A 22,499-nucleotide genomic window follows, 5' to 3' on the forward strand; every position below is an offset into this window, starting at 1 on the left:
TGAGGTTGTAATAATTTGTTACTATTTAATCCGTCCATTGTAGGAGTGTGCGAATTTGCTCCACTAAATCCATTGCTTCAAAGGGTTTAGTAATCACCCCCGTTACACCCAGTTCAATAAATTGTTGTTTTTCACTAATTTTGGCTTTAGCTGTTAACAAAATCGTCGGGATTTTTTGAGTGGCTGGGTTGGCTTGTAAACGTTTGAATGTGGTTGCGCCATCCATATCCGGCATCATGACATCCAACAAAATTGCATCCGGTTGTTCACTTTGGGCTAATTGTAAACCTTCACTACCACAACAGGCGGTCATGACTTCCCAACCTCCCGCAACTTCCAGGGAAATTTGAATGATATCCCGTACACCGTCATCATCATCAATGATTAAAATTCGCTTTATGGTCATGATTCACCTCTGTTAATATCCATAGGAAGGGTAAAGTAAAAACAACTGCCTTCATCCAATTTACTCTGTACCCAAATGCGACCACCGTGTTGTTCCACAATAGATCTACAGATTGCTAATCCTAACCCAGTTCCGCCTTTTTTGCGAGAGTCAGAGGCATCCACTTGATGAAATCGCTCGAAAATGCGTTCAATTTTATCTTGAGGAATTCCCCGACCTTGGTCTTGAATTTTAAACAACACCGAGGGATTTTTTTCATCATTAATGGTCGGTTCTTCCTGTACACTTAAGCAAATTGTATCGCCGGAATCGGAAAATTTAATGGCATTACTTAATAAATTGGTCAGCACTTGTAAGATCCGATCAGAATCGGCATCAAATTCCAGATTAGGGCTATAAACTTCTAAATTAATCCCGCTTCGATTCGCCATCACTTGCATTTGTTCCGTTGCTCGCAGCAATAAATCCCCAGCATTGACTTTTTGTTTGGTTAAGCAGATTTTACCTGATTCTAACCGTTCTAATTCTAAAATATCGTTAACCAATCGCACTAAGCGTTCCGCACTTTCAGCCGCAATTTTCATGACGTGCTTTCCTCGCTCTGAATTCGGTTCTACTAAACGAGTTGATAATAAATTTAACCCGCCATGAATTGACGTTAATGGGGTTCTTAATTCATGACTCACAACGGAAATAAATTCATCTTTCATCCGTTCAATCCCATATCGTTCTGTGATATCTTCCCCAATACTCATCATACCAATTGCCTCTCCTTGTAAATTTTTTAACAAGGTATTATTCCAAGCAATAATTTTTTCTTCGCCGGATTTGGTTAAAATCAACTGTTGATTATACGGTTTAAAATAATAGTCTAAGAACTGGTCAAAAGCGATAGAATTCGGGCGTTGATTGCAGGGAAGCTGAAAATTATCTAACCAGCTTTTTCCTAACACTTCGGTTTGAGTATACCCGGTTAATTCAAGGAAAAAAGGATTAACATATTCAACTTTTCCTTGACGATCTAATCCCACGACTAATAACCGCACATTCTCTAATAAACTCCGCCAGCGTCGTTCAGCTTCTCTGAGATTAGCTTCACTTTGTTTCTGTTCGGTAATATCCCGTGCAATGGTTGATAAAAGATGAACTCGTCCTTCATTATTTTTATGGGCAATAATTAGTTGAGATAACGGAATTTCTCGACCGTCATAACTAAAGATTGCTGTTTCTCCAATCCAAGCTCCTTCTCGAATTGCTGTGGGAATGCCTTCGTTTTGAATCATATCATTTGCCCATTGGGGATGACTGGCAATAATATTTTGATCACTAATTTTTTCCTGAGAATTTAAACCCAGAATGCGACGAGCAGATTGATTAAAATACACCACTTCTCCCCCTGGTTTTTCCGAAGAAATAAAGTCAGGAGTCGCTTCAATAATCGCAATCAGTTTATCTCGTTCTGCTTCAGCTTGTTTGCGTTCGGTAATATCCTGCATCACGACCATTCCGGCTAAAATTTCGCCGAGTTCATTGCGAACAGGCAAGGATTGATGGTAATAAATGCGTCCATCATATTCGACTTCAGAAATTTTTGTTTCTCCGGCTAAAGCAGAGCGATATAAGGGTTCAACAATAGTTAATAAAGCAGAAGGTAAAGCTTGATAAATCGTTTTTCCTTCTAACATTGATCGAGATAATCCCTTTGCCCCTAATCCCATACCATCGGCAATAGTATAGCGTAAATCAAGATCAAATAAAAATACCGCACCATTAGGAAAATTATTCACTAAGGTTCGATATTGTTCTTCACTTTTTCTAAGTTTAAATTCTGTACGATGGCGCTGCATCAATTCAAAATGTAATCGTTCATTCGCCGTTTCTAACTCGGCGGTTCGTTGAGCCACTCGCAGTTCTAATTCTTCATTACTTTGGCGTAAAAGTTGCTCGGTTTGTTTGCGATGGGTGATATCTTTAGCAATACCTGCCCGACGCTCTAACTGTCCGCTTTCATTCACAATCGGAAATCCTCGATCCCAAATCCAACGGCAAGATCCATCGGGTCGCAGGATGCGATATTCTAAGTCAAAGACGCCTCCATCGGGACTTTGTAAGGCTTGTAAAACACGCTGTTGATCTTGAGGATGAATGGTATTAATAAAGGTTTGGAAATTTTCATAAATTTCTGTTGAATTTCGTCCCCAAATTTGTTGATAGGCAGGACTGACATAAACAAATTGATTGCCTTGGGCATTGGTAATCCAAAACACATCATGAATATTTTCTGCTAATTGTCGGAATTTTTTCTCAGTTTCTGCATGGGAAGCCCGAACTTTTAACGCCACAATTCCATAGACAATATCATCAACGAGTTCTTTAAGTAATTTGACTTCGGCTTGATCAAAAGCATTGGCTTGAGTGGAATATAAGTTGAGAACTCCAAAGGCAGTTGGATTAAAAGAATCGATCATCAATGGAGTCAATTCTTTTTCTAAATGTTGGTCTTGCTGGTCTGAAGTCATGATTAAAGGCAGAGCGATACAGGAGGCAAAACCCCGTTGTCGTGCTTGCTCTTTCCAAGGTGCATGATTAGCCTTGATATTAATATTTTGAAAAACACAAGTTTTTCCTGTTCTCATGGCTATTCCTGATGGCAATTGACCCGATTGGTTATCTTCCCAAGTGATGGTTAAATTGTCTAAATATCCGGCTTCAAATCCGGCTTTAGCAACAGGAATAATCCGTTTTTCTGGGGTAGGTTGAGGATAACCCACCCAAGCAAAATGATACCCTCCAACATGAACTAAAATCTGGCAGACATCATTGAGTAATTCGGATTCTGTTGTCGCTCTCACTAAGGCTTGATTACAGTCACTAATGGTTCTTAAAGCTCGATTAACACGGTGTAATTCTTCTTCGGTTTGTTTGCGTTCTTGAATATCTTCTAATGCCAAGACAAGACAGTTATTTCCTTCCCATAATTCACTCAGGGGAGATACAAAAATCTGTACCCAATTTAATTGACCCGTGGCGCGAATATACTGTTTTTCTAGGGTGAAAGTTTCTAAGCTCCCTTGTTCTTGAAATTGCCCTAACCTATTCAGGGTTTCTAATTCTTCAGAATGGATTAAATCGTGAACACTTTGACCGATTAATTCTTCAACAGAATATCCTGTAATATCACAATAACGTGGATTGACTCGGATCAGTTTTCCGGTGGGATCGACCAGAGCAAATCCTACAGCGGCTTGTTCAAAAATCGTGCGAAATCGTTCTTCACTTTGAACTAATGCTTGTTCGGTTTGTTTGCGATCGCTAACATTTTGGGCTAGAGATAATAGAGAAACTAAACGGTCTTTTTCATCGCGAACAACGGAATTATACCATTCACAATCAATCACTCGCCCATCTTGAGTTCGATTTTGGGTTTCAATAATTTGATGGGTTTCTATTCCATCAATTAAGTTGATCATGGCTTGAGTAACTTGTTGTGAATTTGTTGCAAACATTTCTTGAAATTGTGACCAATTTTGACCTAACATTTCAGAAGATGTTTTGCCAAAGGTTTTTTCAGCTTGGGATGACCAGCGTTTAATTCTCAGTTGTTCATCCCATTCAATAACTGCTAAGGGAGAATTTTCAAAATGGCAGGATAAATATTGCTGGGCTTGTCTTAATTCGGTGATTAATTGAGCTTGTCTTAAAGCAATTCCCACTTGTGCTGACAGTTGTTTTAAGAAGTTAGTTTCTAAGGCTGTCCATTGTCGATTTTCTATACATTGATGGGCGATAATAAATCCCCAAATGTTGGATTTATGCTGAGAATCTGCCAGATTTTGTTGTTGATTTAGGGATGAATCAATATTTTCTTTTCCTAATTTAATCGGAATCATTAAACTGGCTTTAACCTGAAAATATTGCATTAACTTCAAATCACTCGATTCTAAATTCTCCTGTTCTATATCGGCAAAACTAACCACCTGATTACATAAGTTAGAATCCCTAGATTCCAAGTTTAAATATGGAGAAAAAATTTTTTGACCTAACAGAGATGACCATTGGGGTAAAACCGCTTCTTGAACAATAGTTCCGCCTCGATTACTATTCAATTTTAATATGATAACGCGATCAACATTTAAGACTTTTTGCACTTCATCAACAGTTGTTTTTAGGATTAAATCTAATTCTAAAGATTCTTGGATTTTTAAAGCGATTTCTGTTAATAACTGTAAAAATTGATTTTGTTGTTTGAGTTCGGCTAAGGTGCGTTTTTGTTTAGTAATATCTCGTGTTGTTGCTAATAAGGTTTTAATTTCTCCTTGATGTTGCAGTTCAGGAACAATTAAGGTTTCAAAGGAACGCCATCCTTCACCGGTTTCTAAATCAAATTGAAATTGTTGGGGTTGACCTGTATCTAAAACCAGTTGAGCGTGCCAATCCCACTGTTTACAAACTGACAAAGGAAGTCCTAATTCTCGGTTCGTTTTTCCTAACATTTTTTTGGGGGAAATTCCGAATACAAAAGCTACTTTACGATTTGCATACAGATAACGCAATTTCTGATCAATTCTGACAATAGAATCCCCAGCATTATCAATTAAGGTTTCTAATTCGATTTTTCGAGCTTGTAGTTGGCTTTCAATTCGTTGTCGTTCTTCAATTTGTTTTCTTAAACATTCCTGGGTCATTTGTAATCCAGGGGCTGAGGCTTTAGTCTCACTTGGCTGAGATGAGTTATGTAGAACCCTTTGCACTTCCAGACATTGGCTAAGATCCTTACAAACTGCCATAATAGCTGTTTTTGATAAAGGATAAATTTCCACTAAAATATAATAATTTTTTTGCTCCTGATGGTATTGATAGACGATTTGATTGGCTGTTTGACTGCTTAAAACGGCTTCAATCATTGAAGTAGATTGATCAGACGATTCCTGTTTTTGTAATTGTTCAATGATGAACTCAATCCAGTTGAATTCAGGGATTAAATTAGTAGAGGCTTGAGTCGGTAAAACTTGAATTTCTTGACGCTCACAATCCACAATCAGAATCAAATCCTGAAGGACTCCTAAGAGTTGGTTAATTTCCCAGGGTGTGTCCCAACTTGAGGGATAGATCACTTCATAGTTTCGATGAGAATGGGGAGGGAAAACGTCTGAAATAGCCATAGGTAATTGTTAAATTAAGATTAAGTTTAACCCAAACATTTTGAGCAATTGATGATCAAGTTTAATTCTGTATTGATTGTATCTGATTTAATCGGGATCGCTAGTTAAGTTTTGAATACACGGGGGTAACATTGGGCGGCAATTTTACGTCTGAGTTGGCTTCGTTCCAGACGATTAAACACACGAGCAATCAGTTCGGGTTCAACAATGGGTTTTTGAATATAGTCATCAGCCCCAGCCATGAACACTTGCTGCACAATTTCTGAATCTCTGTCCGATGAAAGCATTAAGACGGGTAAGTCATTCCATTTGGGATCATTGCGAACCACTTGACACAGTTCTGCTCCACTGACACCGGGTAAATGAATTCCTAACATCAGTAAATCGGGGTTCGATGCTTCTAGGATGTTCCAAAATTGTTGAGGATTATCCAGTAAAATCAATTCTAATCCCCAAGGTTCTAATACGGTTCGTAACCAATCCAAGATTTCTAAATTATCATCAACAATTAATAATTTGCCGACATTGCATTGAGATTTCTGTAAAACATTGCTGACAGTTTCTATCACCTCCGCAGGAGAAATCGGTTTTTGTAAAAAGCCTCGCCCTCCTAAACGAGCTACTTTCACGCGGTCAGCAAAACTTTCTTTAGCTGTAAAGACAATCACGGGAATCGGTGGGGTCTGACTGGCTAGTTCTGCTAATAATTCAAACCCGGATTCGGTAGACTCTGGAAAGCTTAAATCTAACAGCACGACATCGGGAGAATTTTGTTGCAATTTTTGACGTGCTTGCTGTAAACTATAGCTGGCACAAGCACTTATTCCCCTGGCGATCGCTTCTGTAACTAAAACTTCTGCTAACCCTTGATCATCATCTACAATTAACAGTTGGGCTGCTTTTACAAAGGCAAGAGAACGAGAGGGAGATTGGGGTGAAATTGGAGCGCAGGCTTGTTGTGATCGATAGTTTAATTGCTGTTTAATTGTTTCAATTAACGTTGACAAATTGTTGAAATTAATGTTATTTTGATTGATATCTACTTTTAACAACTGTTCGATTTCACGGGAGATTTCAGAAGCTTCTTTAAAACCAAAAGCTCCCAATGAACCCACAAGAGTATGAGCTTCCCTTAAGGCTTTTTGTTGTATTTCTAAGGTGAAATTATGAGTTTTTAACGATTGAATCGCATCTTCAATAATACTAATTCGATTAAAATATTTATGTTTTTGTTTTTGCCAAATTTTGTTTAAATTCAAAGCTTCTGTTTTTTTAGCATTAGAAATAGAAGGTGAAGATTGAACGTTTAACGGTTGAGTAACCCTTTCTTTTAAGCGATATCCTAAACCATAAATCGTTTCGATAACTTCATTAGCCCCAGCTTTTTTTAATTTTTGTCGCAGGCTTTTAATATGAGTTCGCACTGCATTTTCCGATGGCGGTTCATCATAAGACCATAAATGATCTAACAAAGCGGCTTGGCTAAAAATCCGTTGAGGATAGCGTAAAAAGAGTTCTAATAAAGCGTATTCTTTAGCCGTCAATTTTAGGCATTTCTCCCCATAACTGACTTGACAATTACTTGGATCAAGCTGTAAAAGTCCCCATTCAATGACGGGATTTAACGCATCATGTCCTCGGCGCAATAAAGCACGAATTCGTGCTAATAATTCCTCTAAATCAAAGGGCTTCACGAGGTAATCATCCGCCCCAGCATCTAAACCCGCAACTTTTGTGGTGCTGGTATGTTCCCCGGTGATCAATAAAATTGGGGTACGATCATCTTTTTGTCGCCGTTGTTTACAAAAGTTTAAACCATCTAATTTAGGCAGCATCAAATCTAATAAAATCAGATCATATTCAAAGGCTTCTGCTAGTCTCCAACCCATTTCTCCGTCATAAGCTAAATCGACTAAATAATATTGCTGACTTAATAATTCTTGAATAATTGTTGCAAAACTTGAATCATCTTCTACCAATAAAATTCTCATGGTTGGTGTCATCCCTAGATTCGATTGCTGACACAATTTTTAGTCAGGATTATCTATTTTTCTTCTCCTTTAATTTTAATAGATCGATTCAGCCAGATCAAGTTGGTTTCCCAATGGAAACCAACTTTAGTTTTGAGTGATAGAATTGTTTTTTGGCTGTTTTCCGTCCCTTGATTTGGCTTTTTATATTAATTTTTGTAACAAGTAGAGCTTTGATTCCCGCTTTGGACGTCTCTGGGAAATTTTGGGGTGAGTGTTTACTATTAACAGTCTTCAAGGAATCATCTGTAGTTAACATAAGTTAATAAAGGCACTCAGACTGTTATTTTGGAGGAGAGTGGTTTCGTGAACGCTGCTGAACAGGCCAATAACGTGGTAATTGCCAGCAAAATTGCATCGGTTGTCAATTTATTTAAAGCTCAATTTCCCGATGCGCGAGTGGATCTCAAACCCTGGACAAATGACCCAGAAACGCGGGAACTGGTTGACCCCGATTCCATTGACATTGGTTTTCACTTTCCGGGTCGCAGTCGCTGGTTACAAAGTCGCTGCATTTTAATTGAAATTCGGTTTCATCATGATCCGGTTGATCAAACCCGACGGGTTATCGGCGTCGAAGCGGCGGGATATGACCATCAAGGACAACAGTGGAAAGTTTCAACGATTGAAAATTGGAATTTTGTCGGTCAAACTCAACCGGAAGCTGAATCGGCTGAAAAATTAAAACTGTTTTGTCGTCAAATCTTTGAATTATTTAATCAGAATTAGATCAGCTTTTAGCTCAGAAACCGGGTTTCTAATACACAATTGGGAAACATATTAATAGTTTTTTTACAGAAACCCGGTTTCTAATACAATTTTTGCCAATCTCTCAATAGTTTTTGTACAGAAACCCGGTTGCTTAAATCTCTTTTTTATAAACTAAATCACAGCGTTTTGTTTCAACGCCTGTTGTGGGTTGATAGCCGTATTTTTCATACAGTTTAACTGCTTCTTGCAAAACGCTTGCTGTTTCTATCCAAATTTCTTTAAATCCTTTTTCTTTGATTACCCGTTCTAATTCTAATAATAAAAATTTTCCTAATCCTTTTCCTCTAACTTCTGATAACAAATACATTTTTCTAATCTCAACCGCTTTAATTCCCCGTTGAATCGGGTAAAATCCGGCAGTTCCTACTAATTTAGTATTCTGTTCGACTACCCAAAATTCTCCTCCGGTTTGCTGATAATATTTCTCGACTTCATATACATCTAAATCCGCACCGCAAGGTTCACACCCTAAACCATATTCGGTTAAAACAGACGCAATTAAACCCGTAGCAGTTTCTCGATCCTGCGGTTGCCAATCTCGAATTAAAAAAGTTTGATATTTTCGGTTCATCGTTTACCTCTATAATTAATAATTTGCATCAGTTCTATGATTTTAACTATGAATTCTCGGTTCAGGATATAATGTTGATAATAACTCACTTTCTACAGTGGCTAATTCTTCTAACCGCTTTGTAACGATCTCCTGATCAAAATAAGTCGTTGCTAATATCCAATAAATGCCATAATGTCTCGCTTCAGAAGCCATTAACCCGCGATAAAATTTAGCGAGTTCAGGATCAGGACAATATTGAGATAATAATCCTAATCGTTCATGACTTCTGGCTTCAATTAATCCTGAAACTAACAGTAAATCTAACATTCGTTGGGGTTCATCTCGTCGCACTTGTTGATTTAAACCCGCACCATAGGGAGGTGCTGATAACGGTGCTAAGGGTACGCCTCGCCGTTCTAACCATTGATTCACCTGTTCAAAATGTTCTAATTCTTCTTTAGCGATCGCCGTTAATTCTTTAATTAATTTGACACTAGAAGGATAGCGAAACATTAAGTTAATCGCAACTCCGGCGGCTTTACGTTCACAGTGGGAATGATCTAGTAAAATTGTGTCTAAATTGGCGATCGCTTGTTCAACCCAAGCTTGAGAAGTCGGGGTTTTCAGAAATTTAATTTTGGGTAAATTTAAAGTTGTCATTGCTAAAATTAATGGTCATTAAATGGGTTTATTCTATTATATCTTTTTGCTGTCATTAATGGTTGGTTTGACCTCTCCCCCAGCCCATCTCCTAAAAGGCGAGGGTAGGAAGAATTCTTGATGTTATAATTGGGTATAAAATTGAATAATAAGATTATATTCTCCCCCTTCCGAATAAAAATATTCTTCCTTTTCCCTCTCCTTGTAGGAGAGGGTAGGGAGAGGTGGAGAGGGCAGGGAGAGGTGGGAAGGAGGCTGGGGGGTTAGGTCAATTCTATCAGTTACCATCCCATTGTTCCCGGTTCTCCCTTAAATGGCCCCACAATATTTTCAGTGATCCAACCGCCATAAAAATCGCCAGCTTGAGCTTTTACTAATTCATCTCCCACATAGCAAGCATCCATTAAACTGGCATAAAAACTACAATAATTTTTGATATCAATAAATTCAGGAACCGGGTTCAAATAACCCCAAGCTGCATTCGCAACCTGTTTATCACCGACTGCAATATTATAATAACTACAAGCCCCCTTCCATTCACACCAACTTTTACGAGAAGTCAGTTGTAAATATTGGAATTGAATATCTTCAGGCGGAATATAATAAACCGGAGGATGGCTGGTTTCTAAGACTCGTTTTGCTCGTTGAGTTTCGGCTAAAATAATCCCATTAAAAATAACTTTAATTGGTTGATTGACATCTTCCAAACGAGGCGGACGGGGATAATCCCACACAGATTCTTGACCGGGTTTGGGAGGAATTGGTTTAGGTCGCATTTTGATTAATTCCTTAGTTTTGGGTGAGCAATTAAATTATATTTTGCCATATTTTAGGGTAACTTTCAAACTCATTCTTCTAGGATACCGCTATTAAAGAGCGATCGCTGATTCTTGACTAACTTCAATAAAATTGTTAAAATCAAGATAATATTGAGGTTAAATTGCATAATGTTAACTAACTCTCCTCCCCTAATCAGTTCGGTTAATAAAGTTAAATATGAAGTGGGTATCAAAAAATTAAAAAATGGGAAATATCAAACCTTTGTCTTAAACGATCCCAGTTTAAAAGCATCAGCTAATAGCAAAGAAGAAGCGATTAAAAAATTATCTGAGCGTCTCCAGGCATTTTTTAAGGATACAGAAATTATTGATTTAGAAATTGAAATTCCTCAACCGGAGCATCCTTGGTTACAATTTGCGGGAATGTTTGAAAATGATCCTCTATTTGAGAAAGTGTTAGAGCCTATTCAAGATTACCGTAACGAAATTGATGCCGAGGAGGAATAATGATGAGTTTATAGGTATTAGATACGGATCACATCTCTAAATTAGGATAGGAACACAAGATTTAAAAATTGCTTCTATTGTTCTGTCTCAACAAGCAATTTTAGTCACTCGTAACCGTAAAGATTTTGAAAAAATACCCAATTTATTAATAGAAGATTGGACAGTTTAACCCTTAACTTTCTGCAATACGATCTAAGCGTTCTCGAATAGCAAGATTAAAGAGCGATCGCACCGACATCCATAACCCTAATATTGATAAAATTAACACAAAAACTGCCCATCCTTGATAATTCCCAATTAATAAAATCGCTCCAGCAATTAAAGTAAACCCTGTCCAACAGATATAAATCAAACTTTTTAACGCTAAATTAATTCGTTTTAACGCGCGATCGCTTTCTACAGACTTGACTCTAATTTGTAACTCTCCTTCTTCTAAACGTTCTTCTAAACGACGAATTAAAACTTCTGATTTACTGGGTTGTTGTAATCTAAATTTAATAAAATCTCGCGCCTGTTTTGCGAGTTCTCCGACTAAATTACCTCGTTCTTGAGAAATGGTTAAACTCTTGACAAACGGTTGAGCACAAGCGACCAAACTATATTTCGGGTCTAAGGTTCTTGCTAGACCATCTAAGGTGGTTAAAGACTTTAAAATAAACATCATTTGAGCAGGTAAACGGAAAGGTTGTTGCTCAAACATGACATAAACTTCTTCTTTAATTTGATTAAACATTTGAAAATCAACGGGTTTTTCCGTAAATTCTTCTAATAAAAACCGAACCATTCTCCGTACAGGTTTCATATCTGATACAGGTTCAATTAAACCGATATCTACTAACGTATCTAACACGACATCCGTATCTTTTTTTAACACCGCAAAAAAGGTTTTTATCATCTGATCTTTGGCTAAAGCTTTGACTTCTGCCATCATGCCAAAATCATAAAAAATCAAATTCCCATCCACACTAACCGCTAAATTTCCGGGGTGAGGATCAGCTTGAAAAAACCCATCCTGAAGAATCTGTTTTAAATAACAACAAATTCCTAACTGATTTAACCGTTTTACATCAATTCCATAGGCTAATAATTTATCTCGATCATCCGCTTTAATTCCGGGTAAGTATTGCATCGTTAAAACTTTATGGGTGGTATATTTCCAATACACTTTAGGAACTAAAATACCCGGATAATTTTTAAAATTTTCTCGGAAGCGATCCGCATTTTTTCCTTCTTTAATATAATCAATTTCTTGATATAAAATCATAAAAAATTCATTATATAAATCATCCAAATTATAAAGTCTTGTCCAACTAAAATTCCGTTGACAAAATTGAATCACCCGACGCACGGCTTGTACATCTAAATCAAACAATTGTTTTAACCCTGGACGCTGAACTTTAACAATCACATCTTCTCCGGTATGAAGTCTAGCTTTATGAACTTGTCCTAAACTAGCCGCCGCTAACGGTTGTTCATCAAAATCTCGATAGAATGTAAATAAAGAATTACCTAATTCGGCTTCAATAATAGCAACGGCTTGATCACTACTAAAAGGCGGAACTTTATCTTGTAATTTCTCTAATTCTTCAACATATTCTAAGGGTAAAATATCGGATCTTGTCGATAAGGCTTGCCCAATTTTAATAAAAGTTGGCCCTAAATCTAACATGGTTTTAACTAACCAAGTTGCCCGTTTTCGTCTCTGAAGTGAGGTATTATTTGCTAGACTTCTATCCCACCATAAAAAGAACATAAACAGTCCGCAGGCGGTGAAAACATCTAATTGTCTCGTTAAGGGAGAATATCGAGTTTGTTGCCAGCGAAGCGGTTTAGAATCCATTTGAGTGAGCATGGGAAATAATAGAATAAAAATCAGTAGAAAAGGTGTAAAATAGAATGAATCAACCTGAGTAGAATAATTCCTATTTTTTGTTAATTTTTACAATTTTAATGTTTGAATTGAGAATTTCCGAGTTAAGGCACTGCGGGGTAAAACTCGCTGAACTTCTTCAACGGTTGTGGCTCCAGTGGTGACTTTTTGAATAGCAGCCATGCGGAAGGATAAAAAGCCAGTTTCATGTAAATAACGATGCAATTCTGTTAAGGTTCCTTCATAAATAATTTGACGAATGGGATCATCAACGGCTAATAATTCTACAATCGCTTCTCGCCCTGAATAGCCGGAATAAAAACAGTTAGAACAGCCTCGACCTTTGCGCCAACTGTCGGGATTTGCTTCTTTTAATTCTAACCCTAAAAGGTCTAAATCCATAGCGGTTGGAGTGTAAGATTCTGCACAATGGGGGCACACACGACGAGTTAAGCGTTGTCCCACAATTCCTAATAAAGCATCGCTAATTAACCCCGGATCAGGGCCAATATCTTTTAATCGAGGAATTGCACCAATAGCATCATTCGTATGCAAAGTTGTCAACACTAAATGCCCCGTTAATGCGGCACGAACAGCCGTATCTGCGGTATCGCGATCGCGAATTTCTCCCACCATAATAATATCAGGATCTTGTCGCAAGATTGCACGTAATCCAGCCGCAAATGTCATCCCAGCGCGTTCATGAACTTGTGTTTGAGTAATACCGGGTAAAACATATTCAACGGGATCTTCAACGGTCACGACATTAACATTTTCCGTCGCCACAGCCAACAAACTATTATAAAGGGTACTGGTTTTTCCTGACCCGGTTGGCCCGGTAAAAATAATCATTCCTTGGGGTTGACACAACCAACTTTTATAGATATTTAATGTAGTTTCTGAAAAGCCTAAATCTTCTAATCCTGAGAAGGGATTTTCTTGAGGTAATAATCGAATTACGGCTTTTTCTCCCCCCACACAAGGCAGGGTACTCACGCGCATATCTAGGGCAACTTCTAAGTCTTGTTCCGAAACATAATTCTCTCCAATTCTGCCATCTTGGGGGCGACGACTTTCGGCAATATCCATATTTGACATGACTTTAATTGCCACAATGACTTTGCGTCCAATATCGCCAGGTAACAGCGTAATATTGCGAAGTAAACCATCAATTCGATAGCGAACTCTTAAGCCCTCTTGGGTCGGTTCTAAATGAATATCACTGGCGCGATTTCTTAACGCCCCTGAAATTAAGGTTTTAATTCGAGTTAGCTGATCGGCTGCTTTTGATAAATATAATTCTGTCGTTTCACTGACGTTTTCTGGTTCTAATTCTCCCGTTAACGGGTTAATTAAAGGTGTGGCGGTAATTCGATGGGGATCAAGATTTTGGGTATGATACCAAGCGCGATAACTTTTATCATCAATGGGGATAAGTTTAATATCTGAAAAAGTGCGATCGCCCATCATTCTCAGGGTCTCCATCGGCACTTCTACTGGACAGCCTAAATAATAACAATTTCGCCATAATAATAAAGGAATCACGGGGGGTAAAACGTTGCGATCGGGAAATTCTCTAAAAAATCGGAAACTTACATCTCGATCTAATAATTTTAGGTTTAAAATCCCTTGGTCATCGACTAAATTTTTTAAAGCTTGTTCACAGGTAATACTTTGATTCCTCAGTTGTTGCCAAGCTGATAAAACGGGTGTAGTTGAACTCATAAGGTTAGAACTGGGATGAATGTGATGAGATTTAAAATTAAGTTGAGAAAAATTAGATGCAAATTGATCTTCTATATTCATTATAATAGAAAGGCATATTTCTTAACCTTTTTTAACGTCAATCCTACTCATCTGTATCAACAGGACACAACTGACGGATAATAAAGTCTGAAATCCCATCGAGCAATGTTATTGACTCAACTGTTAAGCTTATGAAAGGACGCTCATTTCCTAAGATTTTGGTTATTGGTCTGGTGGTTTTAGGACTCCTGGGAATTGGGGGGTTTTATTGGCTGTCAGGTCAAAACCCCACGGCTTTAGTAACAGGAAGCAACAAAACAGCGCCAGAAGCGGCGATGTTTGTTCCTCGGACTGCACCCGCAATGGTTTCATTATTAGTCAATCCAGATCGGTTAGAATCTGTTGGAAAAATTTTAACCTTTTCTCAAAAAACTAATAATAATCGAATTGAACTTAACCCGATTAAAGAAAGTCTTTTAGCAAATACGGGTTTAAATTATGGTAGAGAGATTCAACCTTGGTTGGGGAATGAAATCACTTGGGCTTTAGTGACGCCGGATTTAGATCGTTCTCCTGATAATGGAGAACAACCCGGATATTTTGTAGCTTTATCTACTAAAAATGCTCAAAAAAGTCAAGAGGTTTTAGATCGATTTTGGCAGAAACAAATCAAGTCAGGTTTAGAGATTGTTGAGGATCAATATCGAGGGGTAAAATTAGTCTATCGCCGACCCTTTGAAGGAGAGGTGAACGATGCACCGAGTTTAGTAACAGCGTTAATTAATGATCGCTTTGTGTTATTTGCTAACTATCCCAAAGTGATGAAAGAAGCCTTAAATACTGTGCAGGCTAATCTGAATTTAAGTCAATCTGACGCTTATCAAAAAGCTCTACAAGAATTAAAACCTGGTGGGGTCGGGTTTGGATATTTTAATTTAGGAAATTGGCAATTAAGCAATTCTGAAAATCAAGAATTGATTAGTCAACAACCTAGTTTAGCACTATCATTAGGGATTAATCCTAAAGGACTTTTAGCAGAAACCGTCCTGATTACCGCCTTAGAAGCCGATACAATTAACCCTTCGCCAGCTTTCTCTCAATCCGTAGAAGTGTTAAATTATATTAGTTCCAATAGTCCCTTATTAATTGCGGGAAAAAACTTAAAACAACTGTGGTCTGATTTCTCAGCAATTGTTTCGGTTAATCCATCTTTAGAGAAATTTATTAACCAACCCATCGAGGGAATTAAAACCTTATGGGGGTTAGATTTACCTCAAGATATTTTTAATTGGGTGACAGGAGAATATGCGTTAGCTGTGGTTCCCCATGATGATGAAAAATGGGACTGGGTTTTTGTTGCTGAACGTTCAGAAAATGCGGATCAATCGATTGCAAATTTAGATCAAATTGCTACAGCACAAGGCTATAGTGTGGGGTCATTTACCTTGAATGAAAATACCCTTTCGGCTTGGACAAAATTAACCCCAGTGGTTTTAGAGAAAAAAGATAAAGCTAAAACTAAAACCCGGTTAATTCAAGCGAATGCAAAAGGAGTCCATTCAACAATGGGTAAATATGAAATTTTTACCACTTCGGTTGAAGCGATGGATGAAGCGTTATCGGCTGCAAAAACGGCTAATATTATTACAGAAGACCCCGATTTTAAAGCCAGTTTAGACGTTTTACCCGAAAGTAATGAAGGTTATTTCTATCTGAATTGGTTAACCAGTCGGGCGTTTTTCAATCAACAATTACCGTTGTTTAAATTAGTTGAACTTTCGGCTAAACCGTTTTTTGATCATTTGCGATCGTTTACGATTAGTAGTCGCGATCGCGTGGGTAACGTTCAACACGCAACCATTTTTTTAAGGCTACGTTAACCGCATCAAAACAGACACCAGTTGTAGAGACGCGCCATGGCGCGTCTCTACTGGGCCTGAAACCTTTTCACCGCTTACAGTTAAGCTGTTCCCTTTGTTGTTGGGAATAGAAATTTGAGAAATTCCTTGAATCCGATGGGAAAACTGGGGTATGATGAAAAAGCAAGGTTGAATTGACATAACAGGACATTAACTATGACACTGCGACTTGGGGATACCGTACCCAACTTTACTCAAGCATCCTCCGAAGGTGACATTAACTTTTATGAGTGGGCTGGAGAGAGTTGGGTGGTGTTATTTTCTCACCCGGCGGACTATACACCCGTGTGCACAACGGAACTGGGAACTGTTGCTAAATTAAAACCCGAATTTGACAAACGCAACGTTAAAGTGATTGCGTTAAGTGTGGATGATGCGGAGTCCCACAAAGGTTGGATTCAAGATATTAATGAAACTCAAAATACCACCGTTAATTATCCGGTTTTAGCAGACCCAGATCGCAAAGTATCGGAATTGTACGACATGATTCATCCGAATGCAAATGCTGCGGTTACAGTGCGGACTGTTTTTATTATTGACCCCAATAAAAAACTACGTTTAAGCTTAACTTATCCTCCCAGCACCGGACGCAATTTTGATGAAATTCTGCGGGTCATTGATTCTTTGCAACTCACGGATCACTACAGCGTCGCCACTCCTGCTGATTGGAAAGATGGCGAGGATTGTGTGATTGTTCCTTCCCTCAAAGACCCTGAAGTTTTGAAAGAGAAGTTCCCGAAAGGCTATCAAGAAGTCAAACCTTATTTACGTCTAACCCCTCAACCCAATAAATAAACGAATCAGAACAATAAAAACCCGATTTGTGAAGAGAAAAATCAGAAATCGGGTTTTTCCGTCAGTCCAGTTAATCCCTACAATAAAAGAAACGCACTGAAAATTTTAACTAGGACATTGTTCATGGACATTAAAAACGGTTTTGTTGGCACAATTGGCAATACGCCTTTAATTCGATTAAATAGTTTCAGCGATGAAACCGGATGTGAAATTTTAGGAAAAGCAGAATTTTTAAATCCGGGTGGATCTGTTAAAGATCGAGCAGCTTTATATATTATTAAAGATGCAGAAGAAAAAGGATTACTCAAACCCGGTGGAACCGTTGTGGAAGGAACCGCAGGAAATACCGGAATCGGATTAGCCCATATTTGTAATGCGAAAGGCTACAAATGTTTAATTATTATTCCTGAAACTCAATCCCCAGAGAAAATGGAAGCGTTAAGAACATTAGGAGCAGAAGTTCGCCCGGTTCCGGCTGTTCCGTATAAAGATCCCAATAATTATGTTAAATTATCAGGGCGTTTAGCATCAGAAATGGAAAATGCGGTTTGGGCAAATCAATTTGATAATTTAGCCAATCGTTTAGCCCATTATGAAACAACCGGGCCAGAAATTTGGCAACAAACCGATGGAAAAGTTGATGCTTGGGTGGCAGCAACCGGAACCGGAGGTACTTTTGCCGGAGTTTCCCTATTTTTAAAAGAGAAAAATCCTCAGATTAAAACTGTTGTGGCTGACCCGATGGGAAGTGGGTTATACAGTTATGTTAAAACCGGAGAAATTACGATTCAAGGGAATTCTATTACCGAAGGAATTGGGAATAGTCGAATTACAGCCAATATGGAAAATGTTCCTATTGATGATGCCATTGCAGTTGATGATTCTGAAGCTTTACGGGTGATTTATCAACTGTTAAGAAAAGATGGATTATTTATGGGGGGTTCCGTTGGAATTAATGTGGCTGCGACCGTGGCTTTGGCAAAAGAAATGGGGCCAGGTCATACGATTGTAACGGTTTTATGTGATGGAGGTGCTCGTTATCAATCTAAATTGTTTAATAAGCAATGGTTACAAGAACGCAATCTCTGGCCGGATAATTTAGATTAAATTGCGTTGGTTTTTAGGGCGAGAAAACCTCGCCCCTACAAAAATAAGGTTCAAGATTGAGGTGTTAAACCCATGACTCATCATCGACTCAAAGCGACTTGCACAACGGTACATTTAGGCGGATTTTCCTGCAATTTACCTCCAGCTTTAATCATCAATTCTGGTGATTCTATTGCAGTAGAAACCTATACAGGATTTAAAATTTACCCGGATGCACCGTCAGAATTTCTTACCCCAGAATTCCTAGAAATTTGCCAGAATTTACCTCCTGAACGAATTGTTGGGCCAGGTTCTCATTTGTTAACTGGCCCGATTTATATTCGAGAGGCAGAACCCGGAGATGTCTTAGAAGTTCAATTAGAGGAAATTTCCCCCCGTTTAGCAATGGGATTTAATGCCATTCGGAGTGGGTGGGGTGCTTTACCTGAACAATTTTCTCAATCTCGATTACGATTTATTCCCTTAGATTTAGAGCAAAATATTGCAGAATTTCCGCCTAATAGTGGGATTAAAATTCCCCTAAAACCCTTTTTTGGAATTTTAGGAGTCGCCACACCTGAAACACAACGCTCTTCAATTCCACCCGGAATTTATGGTGGTAATTTAGATAACCCAGAATTGCAAGCGGGTTCTCGTTTATTCTTACCCGTTTTTGTTCCGGGTGGGTTATTTTCTATTGGTGATGGACATTCAGCACAGGGGGAAGGAGAAGTGAATGTTACAGCCATTGAAACTTCAATGAACGGTAAAATTAAACTAAATTTACATAAAAATATAGGTTTAAGTTCTCCCCTAGCAGAAACGTCATCAGATATTATTACAATGGGATTTGCAGAAACTTTAGATTTAGCATTTGAAGCGGCTTTAAAACAAATGATTCAGGTTTTAGAACAATTCTTTGGAATAGACGCAGAAGATGCTTATGTTTTATGTTCTCTAGCCGCTAATTTTAGAATTACTCAAGTGGTTAATCGTCCGCAAAAAGGAGTTCATGGCATGATTTCTAAATCAATTTTACCCCCCATTCCAGAAACCGGATTTCTGTACAAAACTTGATGCTCATTAACCCATCCTACGGAAGTATTAAAGATGACCTTTTTTGAATTAATTATTTTAGCAACTGCGGGATTAATTGCAGGAATTTTAGCAGGATTTTTAGGAATTGGAGGAGGAACCGTTTTAGTACCCTTATTAGTGGCGTTAGGATATACCCCGGTTCAAGCAGTTGCTACCAGTAGTTTATCAATTGTCATTACCGCTATTTCCGGTAGTCTTCAAAATTGGCGCATGGGATATTTAAGTTTAAATCGGGTGATTGGTATTGGATTTCCAGCCATATTAACGGCACAAATTGGGGTGTTTTTAGCGGAGTTATTTTCCTCGCGTTTATTATTATTTCTATTTGGATGTTTATTGTTATTGAACGTTTATTTAGTTGAAGTTCGCAAACAAATCACGGCTCAAAAAAAACAACAAGAAGAACAGCAAAATTCTGAATCTACGGTTGATTGTGATCAAAATGTTGCCTTAAATCCTGTTTTATCTCGGATTTTAACTGGAGGTTCAGCCGGAATTCTAGCGGGATTATTTGGGGTCGGAGGCGGAATTATTATGGTTCCTTTGCAGATCGTTTTATTAAGAGAAACCATTAAAGTTGCAATTCAAACCAGCTTAGGAGTTATTGTAATTACTGCTATTTCCGCTTGTTTCGGACACGCCATCCAAGGCAATGTTTTATGGCTTCAAGGAATTATCTTAGGATTAGGGGGATTATTAGGAGCGCAAATTAGCACTCGATTTCTACCGAAATTATCCGATCAAACCGTTAGTTTAATGTTTAGAATATTTTTGGTTATTCTGTCTGTTTATATCTTTAAACAAGCTTGGGTACAATCTGAATGATTTTGACCGCTTATGTTGATTAGAGCACCCTGATTCTATCATCAGAAAAAAACGTCGATTTCAACTCACCTTAACTTGATATTCTTCTCCGAGATACTGTAATATTAAATTAAGGGTTTCTGGTTTCAGCCATCCCTTTTCTACCGCTAACTCACCCAATTGTAAATTAGTTTTTGGGTTCTCTGCTAGAATTTCATACATTTGTTGATCATCTAATAGTTTAGCCATTTTTAAATATTGACTCAAAGGTTTTTTGTAAGGTTGTTGATGCAGATTCGGTAAATGTTCAACAAAAAAATCAATGGTTTCTGGCTCAATCCAGCCTTGAGCAACTAAAATTTCCCCTAAACGGAGATGTTTAAACTTGTCTTTTTGGGCTTGTAAAGCAAACTTAATTTGAAAGTCCGTGACTAATCCCGCTTGTCGGAGTAAATACCCCAAGGGCAGAAATCGAAGCTGATTATAATTCCTCTTTTGAGGTAAAGGTTGCACGGTTTCCGCAGGAGAGGGGTTAATCACAGCCATCTGGGAGGGATAAAAATGGTTTTCAAGTATGCTACCTGAAGAGGGTGTTACCACTGTCTGGGATTTGCTGGTTAATTCTAGCCAAGAAATTGGAATGGTAATCGGCCAAAAAACCGTTGTTACAGCTAAAACTCCCCAGGATGTTTGATCCGTTAAGGGAGTTGTTGAATCGTTTACAAAGGCTTTAAAGCAAACAGAAAATGAAGCTAAAGCTCCAAGTATATAATAGGCAAAGAATAGTTCCATTTGACTTTCTCTTCTGTGTCAGTGGTGGTAACGTTTGAAATCAACAAGATGCAATCTCTGGTTAATGGAGTTAATAAACTAACCCAAGGGGAAAACGGAAAGCTGAATCTATGAATAAACCCTGAGCTTAATACTTCTTCGCTGATACTATCAAGTTTTCTGTTAAGATTCAAACATTTTTGTTTCTGGTTTTGTAAAATTTTAGTAAAAGTCTGGTAAAAAATTAAGGATTGAAAGCAAGAGTTAACAAACTCCCCACTCTCAACCCTCTTTCATCAACGATGTCTCAGTCGTATGTGACTATTGCATTCGATTTGCTAACGCTTCACGGGCTTGTTCTCGATCATCAAAATGAATTTTTTCTGTGCCCAAAATTTGATAATCTTCGTGGCCTTTTCCAGCAATTAAAACCCCATCTCCGGGTTGAGCCTCCAAAATCGCCGTATGAATGGCTTGAGCTCGATCCGCAATCACCATCGGCTTGATCGTCTCAGGAATTCCGGCTAAAACATCTTGTAAAATCCGTTCCGGATCTTCGGTGCGGGGATTATCCGAGGTTACAACCGCTACATCTGCTAATTCTGCGGCAATTTTCCCCATTTTCGGACGTTTAGTGCGATCGCGATCGCCCCCACAACCAAACACACAAATCAAGCGCCCTTGCACAAACGGACGGGCCGCCCGCAGGGCATTGTCCAAGCTGTCGGGCGTGTGGGCATAGTCCACGATCGCGCTAATGTCCTGGGGCAAGGGCGCATCGGTCACTTGGACTAGCTGCATTCGGCCTGGCACACCGGGGAACTGGGCCAGGGCCTGCACCATGGCCGAGAGATCCAAACCCAGGTGCAACCCGGTGGCGGCGGCGGCCAGCCAGTTTTGCAGGTTGAATTGACCCACGAGGGGCGATCGAAACGCGATCGCGCCAGCCGGCGTGTGCAGCGTGCCGCTGACCCCATCGAGGCCATAGCTCAAATCACTCAGATAAAAATCGGCTTTGGAGTCGTCAATGCTATAGCACCAGCAGCGATCATGATCGAGCTGAGCTGCGAGGGCCGCTCCATAGGGATCATCGAAGTTGACGATCGCCCGGCCCCGCAGGTAGTTGGACTGAAAGAGCAGGGCCTTCGCCGCAAAATACTCTTCCATCGTGTTGTGGAAGTCCAGGTGATCCTGCGTCAGGTTGGTGAAAACCGCCACCTGAAATTCACAACCTTGCACCCGTCGTTGGGCCAGGGCATGGGAGCTAACTTCCATTACGGCATAGTCCGCCCCGGCCGATCGAGCATTGGCCAACTGCTCCTGCAACTCCACCGCAAAGGGCGTGGTATGAATCGCCGTTTGCTCAAAGCCCGGCCAACGCACCACCAACGTGCCCAGCAGCGCCGTGGGGCGATCGGCCGTTTTCAACAGAAACTCAATCAATTGCGTGGTGGTGGTTTTGCCATTGGTACCCGTCACGCCAATCACGGTGAGGTCTTGAGAGGGATCCCCATACAATTCTTTGGCAAAGGGGCCCAAGGC

General features: G+C 39.1%; 18 protein-coding genes. 7 read left to right on the forward strand and 11 right to left on the reverse strand.

Annotated features, from left to right (window positions below):
- Positions 1-25: 25 nt before the first annotated feature.
- The 3 genes from ACKPEB_RS16110 to ACKPEB_RS16120 all read right to left on the reverse strand — a co-directional run bounded on the left by ACKPEB_RS16110 (position 26) and on the right by ACKPEB_RS16120 (position 7,559).
- Positions 26-406 (reverse strand): response regulator, encoded by a 381-nt coding sequence (locus tag ACKPEB_RS16110; protein ID WP_408965968.1) that lies wholly within the window; start codon positions 404-406, stop codon positions 26-28.
- A complete protein-coding gene (locus tag ACKPEB_RS16115; RefSeq protein WP_408965969.1) occupies positions 403-5,568 on the reverse strand; it encodes a PAS domain S-box protein in 5,166 nt (1,721 codons plus the stop codon). The genes ACKPEB_RS16110 and ACKPEB_RS16115 overlap by 4 nt, the downstream gene beginning before the upstream one ends.
- 104 nt (positions 5,569-5,672) lie before the next feature.
- A complete protein-coding gene (locus ACKPEB_RS16120; RefSeq protein WP_408965970.1) occupies positions 5,673-7,559 on the reverse strand; it encodes a response regulator in 1,887 nt (628 codons plus the stop codon).
- Between the two features lie 345 nt (positions 7,560-7,904).
- On the opposite strand from ACKPEB_RS16120, the gene ACKPEB_RS16125 reads away from it, so the two are divergent.
- Positions 7,905-8,327 (forward strand): hypothetical protein, encoded by a 423-nt coding sequence (locus tag ACKPEB_RS16125; RefSeq protein WP_408965971.1) that lies wholly within the window; start codon positions 7,905-7,907, stop codon positions 8,325-8,327.
- A gap of 133 nt (positions 8,328-8,460) precedes the next feature.
- Here ACKPEB_RS16125 and ACKPEB_RS16130 read toward each other — a convergent pair whose 3' ends face one another.
- The 3 genes from ACKPEB_RS16130 to ACKPEB_RS16140 form a co-directional block, all read right to left on the reverse strand.
- Positions 8,461-8,940, reverse strand: a complete 480-nt coding sequence (locus tag ACKPEB_RS16130; RefSeq protein WP_408965972.1) for a GNAT family N-acetyltransferase — start codon at positions 8,938-8,940, stop codon at positions 8,461-8,463.
- A gap of 42 nt (positions 8,941-8,982) precedes the next feature.
- Positions 8,983-9,582 carry a tRNA-(ms[2]io[6]A)-hydroxylase gene (locus tag ACKPEB_RS16135; RefSeq protein WP_408965973.1) on the reverse strand — a complete coding sequence of 200 codons (600 nt, stop codon included), beginning with the start codon at positions 9,580-9,582 and terminating at the stop codon, positions 8,983-8,985.
- A 281-nt stretch (positions 9,583-9,863) separates the two neighbouring features.
- Positions 9,864-10,358 (reverse strand): DUF427 domain-containing protein, encoded by a 495-nt coding sequence (locus tag ACKPEB_RS16140; protein WP_408965974.1) that lies wholly within the window; start codon positions 10,356-10,358, stop codon positions 9,864-9,866.
- Between the two features lie 171 nt (positions 10,359-10,529).
- Here ACKPEB_RS16140 and ACKPEB_RS16145 point away from each other — a divergent pair, with 171 nt between their 5' ends.
- Complete coding sequence (locus tag ACKPEB_RS16145; protein WP_408965975.1) at positions 10,530-10,868, forward strand: type II toxin-antitoxin system HicB family antitoxin; 339 nt, start codon at positions 10,530-10,532, stop codon at positions 10,866-10,868.
- 172 nt (positions 10,869-11,040) lie between these two features.
- Here ACKPEB_RS16145 and ACKPEB_RS16150 read toward each other — a convergent pair whose 3' ends face one another.
- Both ACKPEB_RS16150 and ACKPEB_RS16155 read right to left on the reverse strand, forming a co-directional pair.
- Complete coding sequence (locus ACKPEB_RS16150) at positions 11,041-12,720, reverse strand: ABC1 kinase family protein (RefSeq protein WP_408965976.1); 1,680 nt, start codon at positions 12,718-12,720, stop codon at positions 11,041-11,043.
- An 87-nt stretch (positions 12,721-12,807) separates the two neighbouring features.
- The gene (locus tag ACKPEB_RS16155) at positions 12,808-14,463 is read right to left on the reverse strand and encodes a GspE/PulE family protein (protein WP_408965977.1); all 1,656 of its coding nucleotides are present in this window, start codon (positions 14,461-14,463) and stop codon (positions 12,808-12,810) included.
- Between the two features lie 212 nt (positions 14,464-14,675).
- On the opposite strand from ACKPEB_RS16155, the gene ACKPEB_RS16160 reads away from it, so the two are divergent.
- Positions 14,676-16,364: a DUF3352 domain-containing protein gene (locus tag ACKPEB_RS16160; protein WP_408965978.1), complete on the forward strand. Its 1,689-nt coding sequence runs from the start codon at positions 14,676-14,678 to the stop codon at positions 16,362-16,364.
- Here ACKPEB_RS16160 and ACKPEB_RS16165 read toward each other — a convergent pair.
- Positions 16,356-16,544 carry a hypothetical protein gene (locus ACKPEB_RS16165; protein WP_408965979.1) on the reverse strand — a complete coding sequence of 63 codons (189 nt, stop codon included), beginning with the start codon at positions 16,542-16,544 and terminating at the stop codon, positions 16,356-16,358. The genes ACKPEB_RS16160 and ACKPEB_RS16165 overlap by 9 nt on opposite strands.
- Positions 16,545-16,559: 15 nt before the next feature.
- On the opposite strand from ACKPEB_RS16165, the gene ACKPEB_RS16170 reads away from it, so the two are divergent.
- The 4 genes from ACKPEB_RS16170 to ACKPEB_RS16185 all read left to right on the forward strand — a co-directional run bounded on the left by ACKPEB_RS16170 (position 16,560) and on the right by ACKPEB_RS16185 (position 20,207).
- Positions 16,560-17,198, forward strand: a complete 639-nt coding sequence (locus ACKPEB_RS16170; RefSeq protein ID WP_408965980.1) for a peroxiredoxin — start codon at positions 16,560-16,562, stop codon at positions 17,196-17,198.
- 123 nt (positions 17,199-17,321) lie between these two features.
- Positions 17,322-18,305 carry a cysteine synthase A gene (locus ACKPEB_RS16175; RefSeq protein ID WP_408965981.1) on the forward strand — a complete coding sequence of 328 codons (984 nt, stop codon included), beginning with the start codon at positions 17,322-17,324 and terminating at the stop codon, positions 18,303-18,305.
- A 72-nt stretch (positions 18,306-18,377) separates the two neighbouring features.
- Positions 18,378-19,361: an acetamidase/formamidase family protein gene (locus ACKPEB_RS16180; RefSeq protein WP_408965982.1), complete on the forward strand. Its 984-nt coding sequence runs from the start codon at positions 18,378-18,380 to the stop codon at positions 19,359-19,361.
- Between the two features lie 33 nt (positions 19,362-19,394).
- The gene (locus ACKPEB_RS16185) at positions 19,395-20,207 is read left to right on the forward strand and encodes a sulfite exporter TauE/SafE family protein (protein WP_408965983.1); all 813 of its coding nucleotides are present in this window, start codon (positions 19,395-19,397) and stop codon (positions 20,205-20,207) included.
- A gap of 60 nt (positions 20,208-20,267) precedes the next feature.
- Here the strand turns inward: ACKPEB_RS16185 and ACKPEB_RS16190 are convergent, their stop codons facing one another.
- A complete protein-coding gene (locus tag ACKPEB_RS16190) occupies positions 20,268-20,978 on the reverse strand; it encodes a hypothetical protein (protein ID WP_408965984.1) in 711 nt (236 codons plus the stop codon).
- A gap of 300 nt (positions 20,979-21,278) precedes the next feature.
- Positions 21,279-22,499, reverse strand: a 1,221-nt coding sequence (locus ACKPEB_RS16195; RefSeq protein WP_408965985.1) for a UDP-N-acetylmuramoyl-L-alanyl-D-glutamate--2,6-diaminopimelate ligase, incomplete at its 5' end; no start/stop codon positions are given.

Source organism: Planktothrix sp., assembly GCF_046067725.1.
Classification (GTDB): Bacteria; Cyanobacteriota; Cyanobacteriia; order Cyanobacteriales; family Microcoleaceae; genus Planktothrix.